This window comes from Nocardia sp. NBC_00416, from assembly GCF_036032445.1.
Classification (GTDB): Bacteria; Actinomycetota; Actinomycetes; order Mycobacteriales; family Mycobacteriaceae; genus Nocardia.
In genome coordinates this window covers 6,725,432-6,746,464 of record NZ_CP107932.1, presented here as the reverse complement: position 1 = coordinate 6,746,464, position 21,033 = coordinate 6,725,432, and the positions used below count along the sequence as shown (strand labels likewise).

The 21,033-nt window shown below is 67.2% G+C and carries 22 protein-coding genes, 1 tRNA gene and 1 pseudogene; 8 read left to right on the top strand and 16 right to left on the bottom strand.

The window, feature by feature from the left end; genetic code table 11:
- Positions 1-823: 823 nt before the first annotated feature.
- From OG804_RS29345 to OG804_RS29330, 4 genes are all read right to left on the bottom strand, one after another.
- On the bottom strand, positions 824-1,138 hold the full coding sequence (locus tag OG804_RS29345) for a hypothetical protein (protein ID WP_328391871.1): 315 nt from the start codon (positions 1,136-1,138) through the stop codon (positions 824-826).
- Complete coding sequence (locus OG804_RS29340; protein WP_328391870.1) at positions 1,135-1,554, bottom strand: Fic family protein; 420 nt, start codon at positions 1,552-1,554, stop codon at positions 1,135-1,137. The genes OG804_RS29345 and OG804_RS29340 overlap by 4 nt, the downstream gene beginning before the upstream one ends.
- The gene (locus OG804_RS29335) at positions 1,539-1,991 is read right to left on the bottom strand and encodes a hypothetical protein (protein WP_328391869.1); all 453 of its coding nucleotides are present in this window, start codon (positions 1,989-1,991) and stop codon (positions 1,539-1,541) included. The genes OG804_RS29340 and OG804_RS29335 overlap by 16 nt, the downstream gene beginning before the upstream one ends.
- A gap of 183 nt (positions 1,992-2,174) precedes the next feature.
- Positions 2,175-2,247 (bottom strand) — tRNA-Asn (locus OG804_RS29330).
- Between the two features lie 203 nt (positions 2,248-2,450).
- Here OG804_RS29330 and OG804_RS29325 point away from each other — a divergent pair.
- A complete protein-coding gene (locus OG804_RS29325) occupies positions 2,451-2,699 on the top strand; it encodes a hypothetical protein (RefSeq protein WP_328391868.1) in 249 nt (82 codons plus the stop codon).
- 18 nt (positions 2,700-2,717) lie between these two features.
- On the opposite strand, the gene dnaG is transcribed toward OG804_RS29325, so the two are convergent.
- The 3 genes from dnaG to OG804_RS29310 form a co-directional block, all read right to left on the bottom strand.
- Positions 2,718-4,649: a DNA primase gene (gene dnaG, locus OG804_RS29320; protein ID WP_328391867.1), complete on the bottom strand. Its 1,932-nt coding sequence runs from the start codon at positions 4,647-4,649 to the stop codon at positions 2,718-2,720.
- Positions 4,650-4,720: 71 nt separating this feature from the next.
- Positions 4,721-5,971: a deoxyguanosinetriphosphate triphosphohydrolase gene (locus OG804_RS29315; RefSeq protein ID WP_328391866.1), complete on the bottom strand. Its 1,251-nt coding sequence runs from the start codon at positions 5,969-5,971 to the stop codon at positions 4,721-4,723.
- A gap of 64 nt (positions 5,972-6,035) precedes the next feature.
- Positions 6,036-6,731 (bottom strand): YdcF family protein, encoded by a 696-nt coding sequence (locus tag OG804_RS29310; RefSeq protein ID WP_442941662.1) that lies wholly within the window; start codon positions 6,729-6,731, stop codon positions 6,036-6,038.
- Between the two features lie 514 nt (positions 6,732-7,245).
- Here OG804_RS29310 and OG804_RS29305 point away from each other — a divergent pair.
- On the top strand, positions 7,246-8,148 hold the full coding sequence (locus tag OG804_RS29305; protein WP_328391865.1) for a cutinase family protein: 903 nt from the start codon (positions 7,246-7,248) through the stop codon (positions 8,146-8,148).
- Here the strand turns inward: OG804_RS29305 and OG804_RS29300 are convergent.
- The 6 genes and pseudogenes from OG804_RS29300 to OG804_RS32445 all read right to left on the bottom strand — a co-directional run.
- Positions 8,051-9,628, bottom strand: a complete 1,578-nt coding sequence (locus OG804_RS29300) for an aldehyde dehydrogenase (protein ID WP_328398813.1) — start codon at positions 9,626-9,628, stop codon at positions 8,051-8,053. The genes OG804_RS29305 and OG804_RS29300 overlap by 98 nt on opposite strands.
- 50 nt (positions 9,629-9,678) lie before the next feature.
- Positions 9,679-10,071, bottom strand: a complete 393-nt coding sequence (locus OG804_RS29295) for a cupin domain-containing protein (protein ID WP_328391864.1) — start codon at positions 10,069-10,071, stop codon at positions 9,679-9,681.
- A 38-nt stretch (positions 10,072-10,109) separates the two neighbouring features.
- Positions 10,110-10,466 (bottom strand): hypothetical protein, encoded by a 357-nt coding sequence (locus OG804_RS29290; protein ID WP_328391863.1) that lies wholly within the window; start codon positions 10,464-10,466, stop codon positions 10,110-10,112.
- A gap of 20 nt (positions 10,467-10,486) precedes the next feature.
- Positions 10,487-11,461 (bottom strand): MFS transporter, encoded by a 975-nt coding sequence (locus OG804_RS29285; RefSeq protein ID WP_328391862.1) that lies wholly within the window; start codon positions 11,459-11,461, stop codon positions 10,487-10,489.
- Between the two features lie 54 nt (positions 11,462-11,515).
- Positions 11,516-12,013 carry an alpha/beta fold hydrolase gene (locus tag OG804_RS29280; protein WP_328391861.1) on the bottom strand — a complete coding sequence of 166 codons (498 nt, stop codon included), beginning with the start codon at positions 12,011-12,013 and terminating at the stop codon, positions 11,516-11,518.
- Positions 12,000-12,206 (bottom strand): annotated as a pseudogene (locus tag OG804_RS32445) (MBL fold metallo-hydrolase); the annotation flags it as partial. The pseudogene OG804_RS32445 and the gene OG804_RS29280, both read right to left, overlap by 14 nt.
- 386 nt (positions 12,207-12,592) lie before the next feature.
- On the opposite strand from OG804_RS32445, the gene OG804_RS29275 reads away from it, so the two are divergent.
- Positions 12,593-13,681: an epoxide hydrolase family protein gene (locus OG804_RS29275; RefSeq protein WP_328391860.1), complete on the top strand. Its 1,089-nt coding sequence runs from the start codon at positions 12,593-12,595 to the stop codon at positions 13,679-13,681.
- Between the two features lie 158 nt (positions 13,682-13,839).
- Positions 13,840-14,982: a winged helix DNA-binding domain-containing protein gene (locus OG804_RS29270; protein WP_328391859.1), complete on the top strand. Its 1,143-nt coding sequence runs from the start codon at positions 13,840-13,842 to the stop codon at positions 14,980-14,982.
- 291 nt (positions 14,983-15,273) lie between these two features.
- Here the strand turns inward: OG804_RS29270 and OG804_RS29265 are convergent, their stop codons facing one another.
- The gene (locus OG804_RS29265; RefSeq protein WP_328391858.1) at positions 15,274-15,951 is read right to left on the bottom strand and encodes an MBL fold metallo-hydrolase; all 678 of its coding nucleotides are present in this window, start codon (positions 15,949-15,951) and stop codon (positions 15,274-15,276) included.
- A 134-nt stretch (positions 15,952-16,085) separates the two neighbouring features.
- Here OG804_RS29265 and OG804_RS29260 point away from each other — a divergent pair, with 134 nt between their 5' ends.
- Positions 16,086-16,691 (top strand): TenA family protein, encoded by a 606-nt coding sequence (locus OG804_RS29260; RefSeq protein ID WP_328391857.1) that lies wholly within the window; start codon positions 16,086-16,088, stop codon positions 16,689-16,691.
- A 112-nt stretch (positions 16,692-16,803) separates the two neighbouring features.
- Here the strand turns inward: OG804_RS29260 and OG804_RS29255 are convergent, their stop codons facing one another.
- The gene (locus OG804_RS29255) at positions 16,804-18,189 is read right to left on the bottom strand and encodes a glycine--tRNA ligase (protein WP_328391856.1); all 1,386 of its coding nucleotides are present in this window, start codon (positions 18,187-18,189) and stop codon (positions 16,804-16,806) included.
- Between the two features lie 219 nt (positions 18,190-18,408).
- Here OG804_RS29255 and OG804_RS29250 point away from each other — a divergent pair, with 219 nt between their 5' ends.
- Positions 18,409-18,762: an ArsR/SmtB family transcription factor gene (locus OG804_RS29250; protein ID WP_328391855.1), complete on the top strand. Its 354-nt coding sequence runs from the start codon at positions 18,409-18,411 to the stop codon at positions 18,760-18,762.
- 3 nt (positions 18,763-18,765) lie between these two features.
- Positions 18,766-19,209, top strand: coding sequence for a Fur family transcriptional regulator (locus OG804_RS29245; RefSeq protein WP_174552093.1), 444 nt, complete (start codon positions 18,766-18,768; stop codon positions 19,207-19,209).
- 79 nt (positions 19,210-19,288) lie between these two features.
- Here OG804_RS29245 and OG804_RS29240 read toward each other — a convergent pair whose 3' ends face one another.
- Entirely contained in the window at positions 19,289-20,269 is a 981-nt protein-coding gene (locus OG804_RS29240; protein ID WP_328391854.1) for a hypothetical protein, read from the bottom strand.
- Between the two features lie 105 nt (positions 20,270-20,374).
- Here OG804_RS29240 and OG804_RS29235 point away from each other — a divergent pair, with 105 nt between their 5' ends.
- Positions 20,375-21,031: a TetR/AcrR family transcriptional regulator gene (locus tag OG804_RS29235; RefSeq protein ID WP_328391853.1), complete on the top strand. Its 657-nt coding sequence runs from the start codon at positions 20,375-20,377 to the stop codon at positions 21,029-21,031.
- The last annotated feature ends 2 nt before the right edge of the window (positions 21,032-21,033 follow it).

Sequence of the window (21,033 nt, the reverse complement as noted above, 5' to 3'; positions counted from 1 at the left end):
AAAAGTCAGTCGGTTGCGAGGAGTCGATCGGCTGGGAACCGATCGACGACTGACCGATCGGCAGGTCGCCGATCGGTCAGGGCATCCGCCGGATGGGCGGCGAGATATCGCGCCGATCAGCGGGTTCTACGGCTGCGGGAAGTTGGGTTGTCCGACGGCCTCGGCGGCAACAGTCAGCCGGATAAGGAGCGGTGAAAGACTCGGTTCAGCGAGTTATTCGGTCACCGAGAAGCTCAGGCACAGGTATCACCGGACTCGAAACCGGGGGCCGATCAACGCTCATTCACAATCCCTCACCTACGGGCATACAGGCGGTAGCTCATCTGACCCGCCCGCGTTCCAGTAGCTTGCCAGCTCACACGCATTCGTGCAACCGACCGGTTTGTATTAGCTGGATTCCGTCGAGTTCCCCCGGAAAGCTGAAGGACACGGTCTGAAGTCGCTGTCGTCCCGGCCCGGCCGCGCCGGCATCGACGAATCGCAGGGGCGGGCCGCGACCGCATCGAGATCAGCGCATTCCCGCCTGGTCCGTGACGCCGAGGAACAGTCCGGCCCGATCGAAAACCGAGGTCGCCCCGACCAGCAGTCGACCTCGCAAAATAGCCGACCGGGTTCCCTGACAGTGGCAGCGCTGTCACCCGAGCCCGGCACCGAATTCACCGCGTGAACCCAGCAGTTACTGCGCAATGTCGGTGTGGGAAAAGGCGATCCGCCGACCACGCCCGAACAGCAACCAGCCGACCTACTGAATTAACGATGAATTAATCTACGAGTCCGACACTTCCTGGTTCGATTTTCAATTGCTGCCAGAAATGCATCTTCACTACTCCGGTGAATCGGCACGCAGTCTGCCGAAACGGTCCACCGCCGGCGCCGGTGGCCCCTGATCGGGTCGCCGATGGTCCGCATCGCTGGCCCCGGCCCGGTCGGCGCGCTCAACGAGGACACTGAGGCCCCGGTGGGCGTCTGCTGTGTAGCACACGATTTTGCCCTTGTGATTCTTCGAGCGGCCGAGTGCTCCGGCGTCGGCCAGCTCGGTCAGCGCGCGGTGGGCAGCAACAGCCGAGACGCCATACCGAGTGGCGGCCGATTCGGTGGTGAACACGGGGTGTGCGGAGAAGTCCGCGAGGATCTTCATGGCGACCGCGTCCCGACGGAGTAGGACGGGACTGGTGCCTCGTCTGCGCCGGTGCTCGACCAGGCGTTGCAGGAGTTGCTCATCGAGGCGGCAGCGTCTCGGGCCAGCCGCACTCCGGTCTGCGCTGCTTGCTCGGCGGCCTGGGCGAACCCGATGACCCACTCGTCGGTGTGTGGTTCCGGATCGCGGTAGGAGGTCAGGCCTGCCAGATAGACGTCAGTGCGCGCGGCGAACACAGTGCTGATCGGGATCAGCGTGTGCCGCAGGGCATCGCAGCGCCGCAGCACGGTGTGTATCAGTGCGCGGCCGGTGCGTCTGTTGCCGTCGATGAACGGGTGGATCGTCTCGAACTGCGCGTGGGCGATCGCGGCCCTTACAACCGGGTTGCCGTGAGTGGCGGTCAGGAACGAGGCCACATCCGCGACCAGGACGGGAACCTCGGACTCGGGCGGGGGTACGAAATCGGCCCGTAGTGGGCACCACCCGGTCCGCCCACCCAGCTCTGTCGGGTACGCAGACCGGCCGGTAACCGGGGTTCGATTGTGTGCTGTAGATCCACGATGTCCCGTGTCGTGATCGGCCTGCATCGGTCGGCCGGCGAATCGATGGCTCGCTCAGTGGCAACCACGTCCAGGGCCGTGCGAGTACCCGATTCCAGGGTTTCGGCGATGGCGAGTTCTTCAGGGGTGATGCGGTTACCTTCGATCCAGGACGAGGAGATCGACTCGGACCGGATCAGCAGGTGGTTGAGGTAGCTACCCCGGGACCCGATGCGTTCATCAGCCCTGGCCAGCACCGCCAGTGCATCCTCGGCAGCCTGCTGGGCCCGGGGGCCGATCTGCGGGAGGTCCACCCCCAGCGGGTCGGGGATATAGGCCCGATAAGTTCCCGCCCCGAGTATGGGAACCTGCGACGGACGACCACCGGCCCGTTCAACTGTTCGGAGGCCTGGCCCGGAACTTCGGCGTATTCCTGGCTACAGGCTAAAAGAGAAAGCAGGTCGAGCGGAGTTAGTAGGCTCGACCTGCGTCTTCTGCTCCCCCAACTGGACTCGAACCAGTAACCTGCCGATTAACAGTCGGCTGCTCTGCCAATTGAGCTATAGGGGATTGTTCGGTTGCCCGCCCGTACCGGGCTGGCCGAGAGGAAACTTTAGCGTATCGCCCCGCGCGGGCCCAAATCGCGGGGTCGGGTGGGCACTCGGGGGTGAATCCGGGGCTGAGCGGGCGGTCTGTGTGGCGTCGGATCGACAGGTGTCGGTGCGGTCGGGCAGGATGTGTCAGCACGGACTACTGGGAGGAGCTCGACCCCTATGCTGCGGTTGATCATCGGTATCGCTGCCGGTTATGTGCTGGGCAGTAAGGCCGGGCGGGCGCGCTACGAGCAGATCAGTGCGAGTGCGCGCGCGGTCACGGGAAGCCCGGTGACACGCAAGCTGGTGCAGGTGAGCCGGCAGAAGCTGTCGGACAGGTTGAGCACCCAGCAGAAGCTGGAGCCGATGGAGCCGCTCGACGAGCGCACCACGGTGATGGTGCCGCACGATCAGCTGCGGCGGCGTTAGAACAGGGTGAGCCGAATCTCAGGTGGAGGCGAAGTCGCCGCTGCCCATGGCCTGCTCCAGCAGGCTCTTGCGGTACTGCTCCAAGGCCACCAGGTCGCCGAACAGCGCCATATAGGTGTCGGGTTCGTCGGTGGACGAGACGCGGTGCAGACGGGATTTCAGTTCGGCGATCTGGCGCCCGACCAGCGCGGCCTGGGCGTTGGCGAGGACGCCGGTGATGAAACGCGGCAGATCGTTGATGGTTTTCACCGGCAGCGGTTCGCTCGCGAGTTCGGACACCAGGGCGCGCAGGGTGAGGTCGTCGGTCAGGTCGCCGATGGCACTGACCCAGTCCGCTCCCGAGAGCCCGGAGGCCGTACCGCCGGCTTCGGCCATCAGGGTGCGCACCGCGATATAGGCGGGGTGGGTGAAGGCGTCCGATTCGAGTGCGTCGAACGCGGGACCAGCGATTTCCGGGTACTGGAGTCCGGCGGTGAGGGCCTGCCGCTGCGAACGCAACACCGGGTCGCGCGGATCGGGGCGGGCGGCCGGCTGGCTGGGGCCCATACCCGCTTGCTCGGTGCGGGCTGCGCGCGGCGGGGTCGTAGCCGCGACGCCGCGTAGTTTGCGGGCTTCTTCGTCCACCCGGCGGTACACCAGTTGCGGGTCCTGCCAGCCGGTCCATTCCGCCAACTGGGTGGCATAGCGTTTACGCAGGCCGTGGTCCTTGATCTGGGCGACGATGGGCACCGCCCACCGCATCACCTCGACCTGGCTGTCGTAGGTGAGGGCGTGGGTGCGGCTGTCCTCACGTTTGGCGATCTCCTGGCGCAGCGCGAAATCGAACAGCGGTTCGCGGCGCGCGACCATATCGCGCAGGGCGGCGTCACCGGAGTACTGGCGCATCTCGCACGGGTCCTGGCCGTCCGGGGACACCACCACATAGGTCTGCCCGGCCACCTTGTGGTCGCCCAGGAACGCTTTGAGCGCCGCAGCCTGCCCCGCGGCGTCGCCGTCGAAGGTGAAGATGATCTCGCCGCGCCAGAAGTTGTCGTCCATGAGCAGGCGGCGCAGGATCGCCAGATGGTCGTCGCCGAAGGCGGTGCCACAGGCGGCGACGGCGGTTTTCACGCCGGCCAGATGCATGGCCATCACATCGGTGTAGCCCTCGACGACCACGGCCTGATGGCCCTTGGCGATCTCGCGTTTGGCGTGGTCGAGACCGAACAGCACCTGAGACTTCTTGTACAACAAGGTTTCCGGGGTATTGACGTATTTGCCCGGCATGGTGTCGTCTTCGAAGAGTTTGCGGGCGCCGAAACCGATCACATCGCCGCCGAGATTGCGGATGGGCCACAGCAGCCGCCGATGGAACCGGTCGATCGGGCCGCGCCGCCCCTGCCGGGAAAGCCCGGCTGCCTCGAGTTCTTTGAACTCGAAACCCTTGTTCAACAAGTGTTTGGTGAGGGTGTCCCAGCCGTCCGGGGCGTACCCGCAGCCGAATTGGGTGGAGGCGGCCTCGTCGAAATTGCGGTCGGTGAGATATTTGCGGGCGACGGTGGCGTCGGGGCCGCGCAACCGCGCAACATAGAACTCGTGCGCGGCGGCGTTGGCGGCCACCAGGCGGCTGCGGGTGCCGCGGTCGCGCTGCACCGAGGTCCCGCCGCCCTCGTAGTTGATCCGGTAACCGATCCGGTCGGCCATCTGTTCGACGGCCTCCACGAACCCGATGTGCTCGATCTTCTGCACGAAGGCGAACACGTCGCCGCCCTCGCTGCATCCGAAGCAATGGAACAGGCCGTGGTTGGGACGGACGTGGAAGGACGGGGATTTCTCGTCGTGGAACGGGCACAGGCCCTTCATCGAGTCCGGGCCGCCGCGCTTGAGCGCCACGTACTCCCCGACCACATCCTCGATCCGGACGCGCTCCCGAATGGCGGTGATATCGCGAGCAGGTATTCGTCCGGTCACGGAGTCGAGTCTAGGCGAGGGGGCATCCACCGGAACCCGAGCACCCTGTGCGCGAACTCACCGTGCGCTGCTCACCCGCCCAGCCGCGCGGCGATCCGTTCCAGACGGCTCTCGGTGTAGGAGGCGATCTGGTCGACGATCGCCCGGACCCGCGCCGCGTCGTCGGCGGCGGCCTCCCACCAGGGCAGCAGAAGCGGGTCGAGCGCGGCGGGGCCGGTGGCCAGGAGATGCTCGGCCACGGCGGTGATCCGGTCGCGTTGTTCGGCTTGACGCAGTTTGTGGTCGGGATCGGACATGACATAACGCAGCGCGACGGTCTTCAGTACGGCGACCTCGGCGGCGGCCACCGGCGGCACCACCAGGTCCGCGGAGTACCGGGCCGGCTGCCCGGGCCACGCCGCCCGGGTCGCCGCGACCGCCGCATTGGCGAAACGGCCCACGAGTTCACTGGTGAGCCGTTTCAACGCGACCGAACTGGTGATCGTGCCGTCATAGACGAAGACATCGGCGACGACCGGCAGTTCCGAGAGCCGCTGCGCGGCCGCCACCAGGTCGTCGACCGACAGGCCGCGGTGCTGCACGTGCCCGAGTTCGGCGAGGGCCAGCCGTTCCGCCGGATCGGCCAGAGCACGGAGATCGATACGGCCGGCGATGATGCCGTCCTCCACATCGTGCACGGAGTAGGCCACATCGTCGGACCAGTCCATCACCTGGCATTCCAGGGACGGCCGACGGTCCGGCGCCCCCTTACGGACCCAGGCCAGCCGGTCGGCGTCCACTTCGTAGGCGCCGAACTTGCTGCCCGCCTCGGTGCGGTGCCACGGGTATTTGATCGCGGCGTCGAGCGCGGCGCGGGTGAGGTTGAGCCCGGCGCTGCCGCCGGAGGAGTCGAGCACCTTGGGTTCGAGCCGGGTGAGAATACGCAGATTCTGGGCGTTGCCCTCGAAACCACCGAAGCCGGCGGCGAATATGTCCAGCGCGGTCTCCCCGTTGTGGCCGTAGGGCGGGTGACCGATATCGTGCGCTAGCCCCGCGAGTTCGGCCAGGTCGGGATCGCAGCCCAGACCGTCGGCGATACCACGGCCGATCTGCGCGACCTCCAGCGAATGGGTGAGCCGGGTACGCGGGGTGTCCCCCTCCCGCGGACCCATCACCTGGGTCTTGTCGGCGAGCCGGCGCAGCGCGGCCGAATGCAGTACCCGAGCACGATCACGCGCGAATTCACTGCGGTGCCCGTTGCCGTGGGCGGCGGCATCGGCCAGACCGGCCGTTTTGGGCGCCTCGATGACCAGGCGTTCCCGGTCGTGCTCGGTGTAGCTCATCGCACCCAGTCTGCCACCGGGCGGTGACCGAACGGGGTGTTCGAGCGCACCGGCGAGTGCAGGGTCACTGCCCGGCGGTGTAGTTGAAATCCGCCGAGAAATGGGTGAGCTGATACCAGAGCAGAGCCGCGGTTTCCCGGGCTATCCCGTGCGCCTGCGACTCCCGGGTGTAGACGGCGGGCCCGGTGCGGGTGGGCGCGGTCCAGGCGTCGAGCCCGGCGTCACGGGCCATGGTCCGGGTGCGCAGTGAATGCCACGGATCGCTGACCAGGGCCGCGGAGCCGAGCCCGCGTTCGTGCATGGCGTCGGCGACGGCCTCGATACTGCGGAGTGTGTCGGAGCCGGTCTCCACCGCGAGGATGGCGTCCTCCGGGACCCCGGCCTCCGTCAGGTACATCTTTCCGGACGCGGCCTCGGTGTACAGATCGCCGTCCTGTTTCCCGCCGACTGTGATCACCAGATCCGATACGCCCTGCTGGTAGAGGCTGGCCGCCTGGTAGAGCCGCGCCTCGAACACCGACGACGGGGTCCCCGAGTACTGGGCGGCGCCGAGGACGACGATGGCGTCGGCACGGGTGTAGTCCTCGATCCGCGCCACCTGCCACACCCGCACCGCGGTGCCGCCCACCAGGATCAGGCCGACCACCAGGGCGCCCCCGATCAGCCGTCCGCTCCACCGCAGGATTCCGGCGCCGATCCCCCGCGCGCCGCCGGAATCGGCACGCGAGTCCGGTCGTGTTCGCACTGGTGCCCAAGTCACGACACAAGTCTGCCAGGCAGGTCTACCCCTGGACGGCGCGCGGCCCCCGCGCTCGCACGCGCCACAATGCCGCGGTGATGTTGTTCTCCCTGGTCAGGGCGTCACACGGGCGTTCGGGATCGCTCGTCGACCATCGATGCGGGGTCGAACCCGCCCGATCCCGGGCTCATCCGGCGAATCTTGCGGCCCGAATCGTTATGTGCCGACCACCTGTACGGGGAAGGGCGCCTTCGGGCGCGACGTGGATCCGGGTTCGACTCGCGCCACGGCGGGTTGGTGAATATCCCGTGGATCACCGCAGAACACCGGTAGATTCAGGCGCCGGAACGGGCGCCGATATGCTTGGCTATCCTGGTGCGGGACCTGCCGCGGCGTCGGTCGTTTACCGGCGAAGGGCAGACCCGCATTTCGCACGCGTTACGCCGCATCGCTGCGGCATGCCCGTCGACTGTTTTGGGAAACCTGGGAGCAGGTGACGGCCCGCGGCCGTCTCGGTGAGCACATGGAGTACACGATGTTTCCTCGATGGAAGAACGCAACCGCCGGACTGGCGGCAATTCTCGCGACTGCGATCGCCCCGGGAGTGGCCACCACCGCCCATGCCGCGCCGGTGGGCTGCCCCAGCCTGTACGTCGTGGCGATCCCCGGCACCTGGGAGACGTCGAAGACCGAACCGGGCCGGGGCATGCTGGCCTTGGCCGCCGACAATCTCCCGGGCAACGCCCAGACCGACTACGTCGCCTACACCGCGACCGCCTTCCCCTGGGAGGGCGAGGTCTACGGCCGGTCCAAGAACGAGGCGATCGCGGGTGCCCGCGGACTCATCGGCGATGTCGCGCGCGCGTGCGGCAACACCAAGTTCGCCCTCCTCGGCTACAGCCAGGGCGCCGACGCCGCCGGTGACCTGGCGGTCGAGATCGGCACCGGCCTCGGTGTGGTTCCCGCCGATCGGATCGGCCTGGTCGGCCTGATCGCCGACCCCCGCCGCTCCCCCCTCGACAATCTCGTCGGCCCACCGGTTCCCGGCGCCGGAGCGGGCGGCACCCGCCTGACCGGTTTCGGCTGGCTGAGCAACCGCACGTACACCTTCTGCGCGGTCGGCGATCTGTACTGCTCGACCCCCGACGGCGATTTCGCCGCCCGGATCGCCGGATTCTTCGCCCAGGTCTCCAACGCCGACCCCAGTCAGGTCGGCAACTACCAGACCCTCGGTATGCAGCTGCTCAACGACGCCCTGGCCGCGGGCGGACTCGGCCTGCTGCACGACCAGCTCAACGGCAGCGCCTACGAGGAGCGCAAGAAGCAGGTCGACGATTTCGTCAAATCCGGTATCCACCAGAGCTACCCGCAGTACCAGGTGGCGGGCGGCGCCACCGCCCTGAGCTGGCTCCGGCAGAAACTGGTCGAACTGTCCTGACGGGCCACCCCCGCTGCTGCGCCGTGCGGCCATCGACGCCGAGCACAACCTCCACTCCACGCTCAGCTGATCGTGTGCTCGGCCAGGACAGCCTGTGCGATCGCGAATCCGTCCAGGGCGGCCGGGAAGCCACAGTAGGCCAGGGGACTTGTGGGGCGACGGTGCGGTAGGAGTTGATCCAGACCGACCCTGCGCGAAGTCGACCGGCGATGCGGTGCGCGCGATAGACGTCCCGGGTCCAGACTGCGGCGGCCAGCTCATACGGGGTGCCGTTCGCGATCCTGACGGCCTCGTCTTCGGTGTCGAAGGTGACCACCGACAAGACCGGGCCGAAAATCTCCTCGGTCAACGCGCGGGCGTCGACCGGCAAGTCACGCAACACGGTCGGACGCACGAAATAGCCGCCGAGCTCTGGGACAGCGCTGCCCCCGGTCGCGACCACCGCGCCGCACTCCCGGGCGGCGTCGAGGTGCTCGAGTACTTTCTGATACTGCCGCTCGTTGGCGAGCGGACCCATCTCGGTCCGGTCGTCGGTCGGATCCCCGAGCACAATGGACTCGGCCCGCGCGACCAGCCGATCGATCAGCTCGTCGACGACAGAACGGTGCGCGACAAGACGCGAACCGGCCATACATGTCTGGCCCGCCGCCGCGAAGATCCCCGAGACCACCCCGTTGACGGCTGCGTCGAGGTCGGCGTCCGGAAAGACGATCTGGGCGGATTTGCCGCCCAGATCCAGCGTGATTCGCGCGAAGCGGTCCGCAGCCGCGCGCGCGACCGACCTACCCACCTCTTTGGAACCCGTGAACGCGATCTTCTGCACGTCCGGGTGCGCGGCGAGTGCCCGGCCGGTCTCGGGACCCCAGCCGGTGACCACGTTCACCACACCGGCCGGGAAGCCCGCTTCGGCAATGAGTTCGGCGAGGGCGACCGTGGCCGCCGGCGTGTGGTCGCTCGGCTTCACCACCACCGTGCAACCAGCGGCCAGCGCGGGTGCCAATTTCCATGTCAGCAGGAGCAGTGGTGAGTTCCACGGGGTGATCGCACCGACCACGCCGACCGGGACGTTCTGCGTGTAGACGAGGAAGTTGGACTTGTCGGTGGGGATGACGTCGCCCTGGACCTTGTCCGCCAGCCCGCCGAAGTAGCGGTACCACTCGGGCAGCGCCCGAACCTGACCCCGCATCTCGCGCAGGAGCTTTCCGGAGTCCCGGGTCTCCCACAGTCCGAGGCGGTCAGCGTTCTCCTCGATGAGTGCGGCGAGGCGTTCGAGGAGTCGGCCTCGGGCTGGTGGGGTCATCGTGCCCCAGGGACCGTCCAGGGCCTCCCGGGCGGCCCGCACGGCGCGGTCGATATCGGCGGCGGAACCGTCCGCCACCCGCGCCCACACCTGCCCTGTGTAGGGGTTGACCGAGTCGTAGGTGCGCCCGTCGGCTGCCGGGACGACCCGGCCGTCGATGAACAGGCCGATCTGTTCGATGTCGGTCGTGGGGGCGCTACCCGAGCCAGCGCTGATCCCCCGGTCGTCGTTTACCACGATGCCTCCTGTACTGCACGTTCGTACTCCTCATCCAAGACCTCGTGCAGCCATTCGGTGGTACCGAACGAGTACGCGGTCTGGGCGAACACACTGTCCGGCCCGGCTCCGTGCCAGTGCATTTCGCCCGCTGGGGTCCAGATGCTCTGTCCGGCCACGACGGGCCCGCCGCCACCGTCGTCGCGGACGACGAACCCCCGCCCGTGTGATGCGATGATCAGTTGGCCGCCGTGATGGCGGTGCCAGTAGGTGCGGGCCCCCGGGGCGAAGACGACAATGTTGACCGTGGGTTCGCCGCTCGAGACCGGGTCGGCCCACACCTCACCGGTGAAGGTCGCTGTTCGGCGGACGCTCGGTTCCCCTGAGCGCGGTGGGATGAGATGCATCGGATGGTGTCTCCTGTCGGCAATGACGGTCCGGTCGGTCAGGACGGGACCGAGATGTTCTGTTTCGGGGTGGTCGGGGGCCGGACGCTGTGGTCGCCCTCGAGACCGAGGCCACGCTCACGGGTTTCCGGGAGCATCCGCCACAGCACGGCGGTGCAGATCAGCGCGACGCCGGCGATGTACACAGCAGGTAGTGCGCGTCCATGCCCGGTAGCTGCGAGTGCTGCCGCGATCAGTGGACCCGGTCCGGCGACCAGGGCCGCGCCGAGGTTGTAGCCGATGGCGCTCCCGGTAGTGCGCATATGCGCTGGGAAGAGCTCGATGAGCATGACGGTGGTCGTGCTGTTGTGCATGGCCTCGAAGAGCCCGAACAGCACCAGGCGGAGCAAAGCCATCAGTGGCTCGCCGGTTGCCATCAGAACGAAGGCCGGGACGCGCATACCGCCAGACCGGCGCCACCGAGAAGTGAGACCGGGCGCCGCCCGACCCGGTCCGACCAGGCACCCATCATCAGGCACAGCCCGGCGTAGATGACCGCGCCGATGGCGACCACGGTCAGCGCCGGGAAGCGTTTCATCTCGCCCGTCGTGATGAGAAACGTCATGACATAGGTGGCGATGTAGTAGAAGCCCAGGACAGTGATGGCCGAAAGCCCGAAGGAGATGGCGATGGAGCGCCGCTGGGTCTGCGCGACTGCGCGGATCGGGGTGTCCGACACCGCGCCTCGTGCCTGGATCGCCCGGAACACTTCGGTGTCATCGAGCTTGACGCGAAGGTAGAGGCCCGCCAGTGTGAGGGGAAACGCCGCCAGGAACGGCAGGCGCCAGCCCCAGCTGACGATCGCCGCGGCGGGCACGGTCGTCTCGACCAGTAGTGCCACACCGGCGCCGACGCTCACCGCGAGGGCGGCTGTCGTCGGGATGACGCTCGCAGTCAACCCGCGTCGGTGCGCCGGTGCGCTCTCCACCAGGAACGCCGCGGACCCGGTCCACTCGCCGCCGGCGCTGAAGCCCTGCACACACCGCAGCAATACGAGCAGAATGGGCGCGGCGACTCCGATCGCGGTGTACGGCGGCAGGATCGCGATCATGGCGGTCCCGACACCCATCGAAACGACCGAGAGCATGAGCGCGAACCGGCGTCCTCGCCGGTCGCCGATCGCCCCGATGACCATCCCACCGACTGGGCGCATGAGGAATGCGACACCGTACACGGCAAGGGTCGACAAAAGCGACGCTGTCGGGCTGGAACTCGGGAAGAAATTGGCTCCGATCGCGGTCGCGAAGAATCCGTAGATCGCGAAATCGAACCATTCCATGAAATTGCCGATACCAGCGGCCATCAACCGTTTGCGCTGGTCTGGGTCGTGCGTCGAGGGCAGTGCGGACATGCGGGCATCACTTCTCTGGGATGACTGGTCTGCGGGGCGGGTGCAGCGGTGCGGTCAGCTGTCGTACTTCTCGCGCAGCACGGCGAGCACCGGTTGGAGGTATTGGGTGAAGCCCGTCGGGTTTTCGGACATCGGGAAGTGGCCGGCGCCGACCATCTCGATCAACTCGCCGCCGAGGCGCTCGGCTGCGGCGCGGCTCATTTCCGTCGTCGCCGAGTAGTCGTACTCGCCGCTGAATACATACAAGGGGCAACGTGTCGTGCCCAGGCTGTCCGCGACCCGGGGCAGGTCGTGCCCGTAGAACCAGGTGTCGCCCTGGTACACGCCGGGTCCGGATTGCGCGTAGCCCCACAGGGTTTGTGCCACTGGTCCGGCGGGGCTGGTGGGTGCGACGAGACCCCCCACCCAACTGGTCAGGAAGAGTGAATGGTCGACATCGGTACGGTTGGTCCAGTCCACGAAGCGGGACTGGTTTCCCAGGCCGCCTTCCAGTGCACAGACACCGGTGAACCGTTCTCCGTGCGCGGCCGCCAGGTACCGGAGTGTGCCCAACCAGGTGGATCACCTCGAGCGCGAGGTCGCCGACGGTGACCGTATCCCCCTCGGCCAGGATGCGTTGCGGGGATACCGGAAGTGGGTCGGCGTCCAGGGAATGCGCCGCGGTGGGGGCGCCGGTGGCGGCGGTAACGGCTTCGAGCGCCTGCCAGTGGTCGCCGTGCTGATGGGTGGTGACGATCAGGCCGACCCCCTCGGCGGTCTCCTGCTCGATCAACTCGATGATCCGGTCGGCGTCGTTGGCCGCATTGTACGGCCCCTCCTCCAGGTCGTCCCCGGGCGACTGAATCGCGACGCCGTTCTCTGCGGCAGGTGCTGGTGCCCCCTGCCGAGGCAAGTCCGGTCATCACACCCGGTAATAGCTAAAGGGCATCACCCCCAGTGGGCCGCGTAGCCATAGGGGCCCCGCTGCAGGCCGCCCCGGTGCCGTGCGGGCGCCGTGCGGGCGGGCGGCCCCTGGGAGCTGGGGCGCCGGAGGTGTTCGGCATGCTTTCGGGGCTACCAATTGAAACGGAACAATCCGTTCTGCTACACTCGGAACGGAACGAATCATTCCGTTTCAAAAGGAGTCAAGAGATGAACGCGACCATCACCCCCTTCCGAATCGCCATCGACCAGGCCGACCTCGATGACCTGCAGTCCCGGCTGGCCCGCACCCGCTGGGCCGACCAGATCCCCGGCTCGGGTGACACCTACGGCGTGAGTGTGGAGCGCGTGCGGCACCTGGTGAACTACTGGCGCGACGGGTTCGACTGGCGCAAGGTCGAGGAACAGCTGAACGCCACCCCGCAGTTCACCACCGAGATCGACGGCCAGAACATCCACTTCCTACACGTGAAGTCGCAGCGGGACAACAGCTTCCCGCTGATCCTCACGCACGGCTGGCCCGGCACCTTCGCCGAATTCCTCGGCGTCATCGAGCCGTTGACCGCCGCCGGGTACGACCTGGTGATCCCGTCCGTGCCGGGATACGGATTCTCCGGCGTGACCACCGAATCCGGCTGGAACGATCAGCGCATCGCGAAGGCCTGGGCGGAGCTGATGGCGCGCCTCGGGTACGCGAAGTACGGCGCGGTCGGTAACGACGGCGGCGCCCAGATCGCACCGGAGCTGGGCCGCGTCGCGCCGGACAACGTCGTCGCCGTACAGGTCTCGCAGGTGTACTCGTTCCCCTCGGGCGATCCGAACGAATTCGCCGACCTGACCGCCGACGAGCAGCAATCGTTGGCCACCCTGGACTGGTTCGTCAAGAACAAGATGGGCTTCAACATTCTGCAGTCCCAGCAGCCACAGACCCTGGCGCACGCGCTGGTGGATTCCCCAACCGGGCTGATCGGCTGGAACAGCCAGCTGCTCGGCCCGGACCTGGACGACGACTTCGTGCTCACCAATATCGCGATCCACTGGCTCACCGGCACCGCCGGCTCAGCCATCCGGCACTACTTCGAGAAGGCCCAGGCCGAGCCGCCGACCGAGCCGACCACCGTGCCACTCGGACTGTCCGGTTCGAACGGCGATTTCCACGGCATCCGGCGCTTCGCCGAGCGCGATCACAGCAACATCGTGTCCTGGCGCACCCACGACGTATACACCCACTACCTGCACCACGTCGCACCCGATCTGATGGCCGGAGAGATCACCGAATTCTTCGGGCAATACCGGTAGACAGTCGCTTGGGCAGCCGCGACCCCTGCGTCTCGCGGCACGGAAAACGATCCACCGCCGACATCCGCCAATTCTTCGGCGAACTGAAATGATCGTCCGTGGTGGTGGCCTCGCGTCGGCGCCACCAACCCCCACTGTTCTGTCGAAAGGCTCTGCTGATGACGCAGGTACTCAGTCGTCGCGCGCTCAATCGCGCCACTCTCGATCGACAGTTGCTGTTGCGCCGCGCCGAGTTGTCCGTCATCGACGCGGTGGAGCAGCTGGTCGGGCTGCAAGCCCAGACCCCGCACACCTGGTATGTCGGATTGTGGTCACGGCTGGTCGGTTTCGTCCCCGAACAGGCTGCCGAGCTGCTCACCGACCGTGAGTTGGTTCGCATTGCTCTGATGCGCTCGACGATTCACCTGGTCACCCCCCACGACGCACGTACGCTGCGTCCGCTGATCCAACCTGTCTTGGATCGTGACCTCTACCGCAACCACACACACGGCAAGCCCATCGAGGGTATCGACATGGCGAAGCTGATCGCTGACGGCATCGAGCTGCTCGCACCGAAACCGTTGACCAACAAACAGCTCGGCCCGCTACTCGGCAAGCGATGGCCCGACCGCGCGCCCACCTCACTGGTCTACGCCATCCGCAACCAGGTGCCTTTGGTACAGGTGCCGCCACGCGGTGTCTGGGGGCGCAGCGGGCCGATCGCTCACACCACTGCCGACGCGTGGCTCGGTCCAGACCGAACGACCACTGTTTCGCTCGAGCAAATGATTCTGCGCTACCTGGCCGCCTTCGGCCCCGCCAGTGTGAAGGATATTCAGATGTGGTCCGGCCTCACCAGACTGCGCGAGGTGGTCGACCGAATCCGGCAGGGCTTGATGATCTTTCAGGATCAGCACGGCCAAGAGCTTTTCGACCTACCCGACGCTGCCCGCCCGGACCCCGATACCCCGGCACCGCCGAGGTTTCTGTACGACTTCGACAACGTCTTGCTCTCGCACGCGGACCGCACCCGCGTGATCACCGAAGAGTACGACAGGCAGGGATACCGCACCCAGCGCCCCGCTCCACAGATCCTGCTGGTCGACGGATTCACCGCAGGCGACTGGACGATCAACCGGACCGCTGGATCAGCGACGATCACCATCCGCCCCTACGACCGGCCATTCACCGCACACGATGCGGCCGCTGTCACCGAAGAAGCGGCCGCGCTGCTGGCATTCACCGACCCCGACGCCCGGACCCGCAATGTCATCCTCGACAAACCCGGTTCGCGGCTCGTCGAGGAGGTCGCCCCCAAGTGACGCGATAACGACAGTTCCCGGCCGCCGGATCGCTCGGCCAGCGGTGACCGGGTCAGGGTAGGAGGCGGTGATATCGCGACGGTTGCCGCTGAACAACCGGCATACCCCGCCGGAGCAGACCGGGATCGCCCGCACGCCACTGTGGTTCAGACGCGTTGATCGAGGGACCGGTCCCCGTGGCAGAACCGTATCGTACGGGTGATTCCGCTCTGTACCACAGCTTTTCGACGCACCCTCAGCGCGAAGGAGCCCTTCGCGGAAGTGCGGTGCGCCGTCGCGGGTGCGGATCGGTCACCACCCGCGACTCTCCCACTCCGCCAGCTGCGGCCGTTCCGCGCCGAGGGTGGTGTCGTCTCCGTGACCGGGGTAGACCACGGTGTCGTCGCGGAAACAGTCGAAGAGCTTGGTGGTCACGTCCGCCAGCAGAGTGGTGAAATCCTCCGGACGCCAGGTCTTCCCGATGCCTCCCGGAAACAGGCAATCGCCGGTGAACAGGTGCGTCCGGCCGGAACCGTCGGTGAGGACGAGGGTGACCGACCCTGGAGTGTGGCCGACCAGGTGGACAACCTCCAGGGTGAGTTCGCCGACGGACACGGTGTCGCCCTCGGCCAGGATGCGTTGCGGCGGCACCGGAAGCGGTTCGGCGTCCAGCGAATGCGCGGCCGTCGGGGCGCCCGTCGCCGCGGCGACGGCGGCGAGGGCCTGCCAGTGGTCGGCGTGCTGGTGGGTGGTGACGATCAGCCCGACTCCGCCGGGCGTTTCCTGCTCGATCAGTTCGAGGATCCGGTCCGCCTCGTTCGCGGCATCGATGAGCAGCGCGTCCCCGGTGGCGGTGCACTGTACGAGGTAGGTGTTGTTGTCCATCGGGCCGACCGACATCTTGGTGACCCGGGCGCCGGGCACCTCGCGACGCTGGGCTGCCGATCCCGCTGAGACATGGCCGGTATAGGACGTGTCGATGGTGATCACACCCCGATGCTATCGAGGACGGGAGCGGGAGTCGGGGCCACGGCCGAAAAGACGAACCGGAACCGCCGGTACCGGCCGGGACCGGCGCACAACGCGTGAACCGACGCGCCGCGCGGGGCGGTAAGACTGTAGACATGAGTGTCTCCGCGCGTCTGCACATCATCGGCGAGCCCCTGGTCGCCGAGCAGCTGGCACATCCGACCGTCGCCGGGATCGCTCGCGGCGACCTGCCGGATCCGGTGTTCCGGTCATGGCTGGAGCAGGACTACCTGTACCTGCTGGACTATGCGCGGGTGTTCGCGCGGCTGGCCTGGCAGGCTCCGGCCGCGCATCTCGGCGATCTGGTGGATCTCGCGCACGCCACGCTGCACGACGAGTTGGCGCTGCATCGTTCGCTGGCAGCCGAGTTCGGCGCGGATCTGGAGGGCGCGACCATGGGGGAACCGTGCCGGGCCTACACCACGTTCCTGCTGGAAGCGGCCGCGTCCTACGGTGCCGGTCTCGCCGCGCTCTACCCGTGCATGTGGGGGTACTCGACGCTCGGCGCGGCCCTCGCCGAGAACCCGCCGGCCGAGCCGCGTTATCGCCGCTGGGTGGACACCTACGCCGATCCGGAATTCGCCGCGCTCACCGAACGCTGCGCGCAGATGATCGACGAATCCGGCGTCGAGCCGGATCGCGCGGAGGAGCTCTTCCGGGAGGGCATGCGGCACGAGCTCGCGTTCTGGTCTGTTCCCTGAACAACCAGGAAACACGGCGGCGGTCCACAGGTCGGCATCGACGCGGAACTCCCTGCTACGCGCACCGGCCCACTGCCGGGCGGCAGTGGGCCGGTGCGATGCGGCGGTGACTTCAGCAGCCGAGGAGGCGCTGCGCCAGATAGCCTTCGACCTGATCGAGGGCGATACGCTCCTGCGTCATGGTGTCGCGTTCGCGCACCGTGACCGCCTGGTCGTCGAGGGTGTCGAAATCGACCGTGATGCAGAACGGGGTGCCGATCTCGTCCTGACGGCGGTAACGGCGGCCGATGGCGCCGGCGTCGTCGAATTCGATATTCCAGTTCTTGCGCAGCTGGGCGGCCAGTTCCTTGGCCTTCGGGGTCAGGTCGGCGTTACGGGACAGCGGCAGCACCGCGGCCTTCACCGGGGAGAGCCGCCGGTCCAGGCGCAGCACCGTGCGAGTGTCCACACCGCCCTTCGCGTTCGGAGCCTCGTCCTCGGCGTAGGCGTCGACCAGGAATGCCATCAGCGAACGGGTCAGACCGGCGGCGGGCTCGATCACGTACGGGACGTAACGCTCCTCGGCCGTCTGGTCGTAATAGCTCAACTCCGCACCGGAATGCTGGGCGTGCGTGGACAAGTCGTAGTCGGTGCGGTTGGCGATGCCTTCCAGCTCACCCCATTCGCCGCCCTGGAAGCCGAAGCGGTACTCGATATCGGTGGTACCGGCCGAGTAGTGCGAGAGCTTCTCTTTCGGATGCTCGAACAGGCGCAGGTTCTCTGGATCGATGCCCAGGCCGGTGTACCAGGCGAAGCGGGTGTCGATCCAGTACTTGTGCCATTCGGCGTCTTCGCCCGGTTTGACGAAGAACTCCATCTCCATCTGCTCGAATTCGCGGGTGCGGAAGATGAAGTTGCCGGGGGTGATCTCGTTGCGGAAGCTCTTGCCGATCTGGGCGATACCGAACGGCGGCTTCTTACGCGCGGTGGTCATCACATTGGCGAAGTTCACGAAAATGCCCTGCGCGGTCTCCGGTCGCAGATAGTGCAGGCCCTCTTCGTCGTCGACCGGGCCGAGATAGGTCTTCAGCAGACCGGAGAAGTTCCGCGGCTCGGTCCAGTTGCCGGGCTGGCCGGTTTCCGGATCGTTGATATCGGCCAGGCCGTTGGCCGGCGGATGCCCGTGTTTGGCCTCGTAGGCCTCGAGCAGATGGTCGGCCCGATACCGCTTGTGGGTGTGCAGGGACTCGACGAGCGGATCGGAGAAGGTCTCGACGTGGCCCGAGGCCACCCAGACCTGGCGCGGCAGGATGACCGAGGAGTCCAGGCCCACCACGTCCTCGCGGCTGGTGACCATGGAACGCCACCACTGCTTCTTGATGTTCTCCTTGAGCTCGACGCCGAGCGGACCGTAGTCCCACGCCGATTTGGTACCGCCGTAGATCTCACCACACGGGTACACCAGGCCCCGGCGCTTGGCGAGGTTGGCAACGGTGTCCACCTTCGACTTGGGTGCCACGCGAGAATTCTCCATCCACTACGAATCGCCAGTAGTTACGCTGCCCGGATCGGGCGCACGTGATCGCAATCGCGCACGGCAGCCGCACTGCCGTGCGCGGTTGATCCAGTACAGCCTATCCACCCCCGCGACTCGGTTTCGCACCCGCATCGGCATGGTTATTTGACATGCATACCCTTGCATATCAAAATGGGACCGGTTTCCAATAAGGAGTGGACCATGACAACCGATACCACCGCCGCCGCCCAGCACAACCCCTACCGCTCTCCCGCGCCGGTCCCGATCCCGACCCGGGCCGTACTGGAGAACGCCGGCGAACTGCTGCGCGCGCTCGCCGCCCCCGTTCGCATCGCCATCGTGCTACAACTGCGGGAGTCGCCGCGCTGTGTGCACGAACTGGTAGATGCCCTCGGCGTCACACAACCGCTGGTCAGTCAGCACCTGCGGATCCTCAAATCGGCCGGGGTGGTGCACGGGGAGCGTTCGGGCCGCGAGGTCCTCTACGAGCTCGTCGACGACCATCTGGCGCATATCGTGGTCGACGCTGTAGCGCACGCCGAAGAAGAAGGGTAATTCGTGTCCGAGAACCTGGTCACCGGCAAAGGGACCGCCACACAGAGAGCAGTCGGTATTCGCACCACGCGGCAACGCAACGCGATCGCCGCGCTACTGGAGGATATCGACAGGTTCCGGTCGGCTCAGGAGCTACACGACGAATTACGCCGCCGCGGTGAGGGTATCGGCCTGACCACCGTCTATCGCACGCTGCAGTCGCTCGCCGACGCCGGCATGGTGGATGTGCTGCGCACCGACAACGGAGAGTCGGTGTATCGGCAGTGCTCGACCGGCCATCACCATCATCTGGTGTGCAGGCATTGCGGGCGCACGGTCGAGGTCGCCGGGCCGACCGTCGAGGCCTGGGCCGCCAGCACCGCCTCCAGCCACGGGTTCACCGAGGTCAGTCATACGCTGGAGATCTTCGGCACCTGCCACTCCTGCTCCGCGGTCGGACGGGGTTAGCAACCCGGGAGAGTCCACCCGAACCACGGCGAGGGCCGCTGCCACCGAGTGGTAGCGGCCCTCGCCGTATCCAGTGGGATCAGGCCGAGACCGGCACCGGCGCCGGCTCGGCCGCCGCGGCGGACTCGGTGCGGCGGCTGTCCCGGGTCACCCCGACGCCCAGCAGTACGAGGGCCAGCGCGGCCCAGGCCAGCAACACCAGCACCGGCCCCCGCGCCCCCGCGCCGTCGAAGAACGCGACCGAGCGGATCAGCGACGCCGCGGCTCCCGGCGGCAGGAGCTGGCCGACCGTGCCCCACGGCTGCGGCAGCAGTTCCGGGGCCGAGGTCGCGGCCGAGAAGGGATTGCCGATCAACAGCATGGTCAGCGCCGCGATCCCGATGCCCGCGCGCCCTACGACCGTGGCCAGGCCGGTCACCGTACCCGCGACGGCGAACGAGACCAGACCGGCCACCATCGACAGTTGCAGATAGTCGCCGGGGACGATGGACAGCCACAGCTGGGTGACGACCATGCTCAGCAGACCGCCGGCGATACCGAAGGTGATCGCACCGACCACTCGGCCCGCGGCCGTGGGCACCAGCAGTGTCAACAGGACGCCCCCGGCGATACCGGCCATGACCAGCGGCAGCGCCATGGCTCCGAAACCTGCTCCGCGCGGATCGTCGGGGTCGGCCGGGACCACGTCCTCGACCTGGGCGGCGGGCGCCCCGGACATCTGCTGACCGATCTGCGTGAGCTGCTGGGCGACCGCGGGCGCGGCCCCGGAGGCGACCAGCATCCGCGGCGCGCCACCGCCGGTGACGATCGCGCCGTAGACCTCACGGTCGCCGATCGCTTCCCTGGCCGCCGCTTCGTCGGGCACGACCGTGAGGTCGAAGGCGCCGGGACTCTGGCCGGTGAGGCGGGCCTCGACCATCGCGGCCTGCGGTCCGGCCACGGCGATGGGCAGGTCGCGGGGCGCGATATTGGTCGCCGGCCACGCGAAGGCGATCAACATCAGCGCTTGCAACAGGGCCGCACCCAACCCGAGTGCCACAGCACGCTGGATGACGTTCATGACGTTCTCCCCAGTAAATCGAAGGCTCGTTCTTTTAGCGGTGCCCTCACCGTCTCATCGGCATCGCACCTTGTCAAGAACGAACATTCGTTTTAGTTTGGAGGCATGCCCCGAGTCAGTGACGAACACCTCGAACGCCGCCGCCAGCAGATCCTCGACGCGGCCCGGATATGTTTCGTCCGCAAAGGCTTCCACCAGACCTCCATGCAGGACGTCTTCACCGAATCGGGGCTGTCCGCGGGCGCGGTCTACCGCTACTTCAAGGGCAAAGACGAACTGGTCATCGCCCTGGCCTCGACAGCCGCCGGCGATATCCGCGCCCAGATGATCGCCGTGATCCAGAACGACCCGCTCCCCACCCCCGCCGAACTGATCGCGCGCATGACGGACTGGATCGACGCCCAGAGCGGCCCCGAAGGCCGGATACGTCTGGCACCACAGGCCTGGTCACTGGCACTGATCGACGACGCCGCGGCGGTACCCGTGCGCCGGACGATGGAAGGCATCCGCGAGATGTGGCACCAATACGCCGAACGCATGCGCAGCGCCGGATGGCTGCCGGCCGACGCCGACCTCGACGCCGTCACCGCCGCCCTGTTCGGACTGCTCCCCGGATACGTGCTCCAGCACCTGCTACTGGGCGACCTGGTCCGCGACCAGTACCTGCGCGGCGTGGAAACACTGTTCCCGTACGGCGATCCGGACCCCGATCGCAGCTGGCGCAAGCCCGAATCCGCGGCCACCGCCGCAGACCCGGCCTGACC

Bases quoted from the DNA above. Each gene is read 5' to 3' on its own strand.
- OG804_RS29345 (WP_328391871.1), bottom strand. From the start codon at position 1,138: ATGAAGATCCTCGCGGACTTCTCCGCACACCCCGTGTTCACCACCGAA.
- OG804_RS29325 (WP_328391868.1), top strand. From the start codon at position 2,451: ATGCTGCGGTTGATCATCGGTATCGCTGCCGGTTATGTGCTGGGCAGT.
- OG804_RS29315 (WP_328391866.1), bottom strand. From the start codon at position 5,971: ATGAGCTACACCGAGCACGACCGGGAACGCCTGGTCATCGAGGCGCCC.
- OG804_RS29305 (WP_328391865.1), top strand. From the start codon at position 7,246: ATGTTTCCTCGATGGAAGAACGCAACCGCCGGACTGGCGGCAATTCTC.
- OG804_RS29295 (WP_328391864.1), bottom strand. From the start codon at position 10,071: ATGCATCTCATCCCACCGCGCTCAGGGGAACCGAGCGTCCGCCGAACA.
- OG804_RS29290 (WP_328391863.1), bottom strand. From the start codon at position 10,466: ATGGCTTTGCTCCGCCTGGTGCTGTTCGGGCTCTTCGAGGCCATGCAC.
- OG804_RS29285 (WP_328391862.1), bottom strand. From the start codon at position 11,461: ATGTCCGCACTGCCCTCGACGCACGACCCAGACCAGCGCAAACGGTTG.
- OG804_RS29275 (WP_328391860.1), top strand. From the start codon at position 12,593: ATGAACGCGACCATCACCCCCTTCCGAATCGCCATCGACCAGGCCGAC.
- OG804_RS29270 (WP_328391859.1), top strand. From the start codon at position 13,840: ATGACGCAGGTACTCAGTCGTCGCGCGCTCAATCGCGCCACTCTCGAT.
- OG804_RS29260 (WP_328391857.1), top strand. From the start codon at position 16,086: ATGAGTGTCTCCGCGCGTCTGCACATCATCGGCGAGCCCCTGGTCGCC.
- OG804_RS29250 (WP_328391855.1), top strand. From the start codon at position 18,409: ATGACAACCGATACCACCGCCGCCGCCCAGCACAACCCCTACCGCTCT.
- OG804_RS29240 (WP_328391854.1), bottom strand. From the start codon at position 20,269: ATGAACGTCATCCAGCGTGCTGTGGCACTCGGGTTGGGTGCGGCCCTG.
- OG804_RS29235 (WP_328391853.1), top strand. From the start codon at position 20,375: ATGCCCCGAGTCAGTGACGAACACCTCGAACGCCGCCGCCAGCAGATC.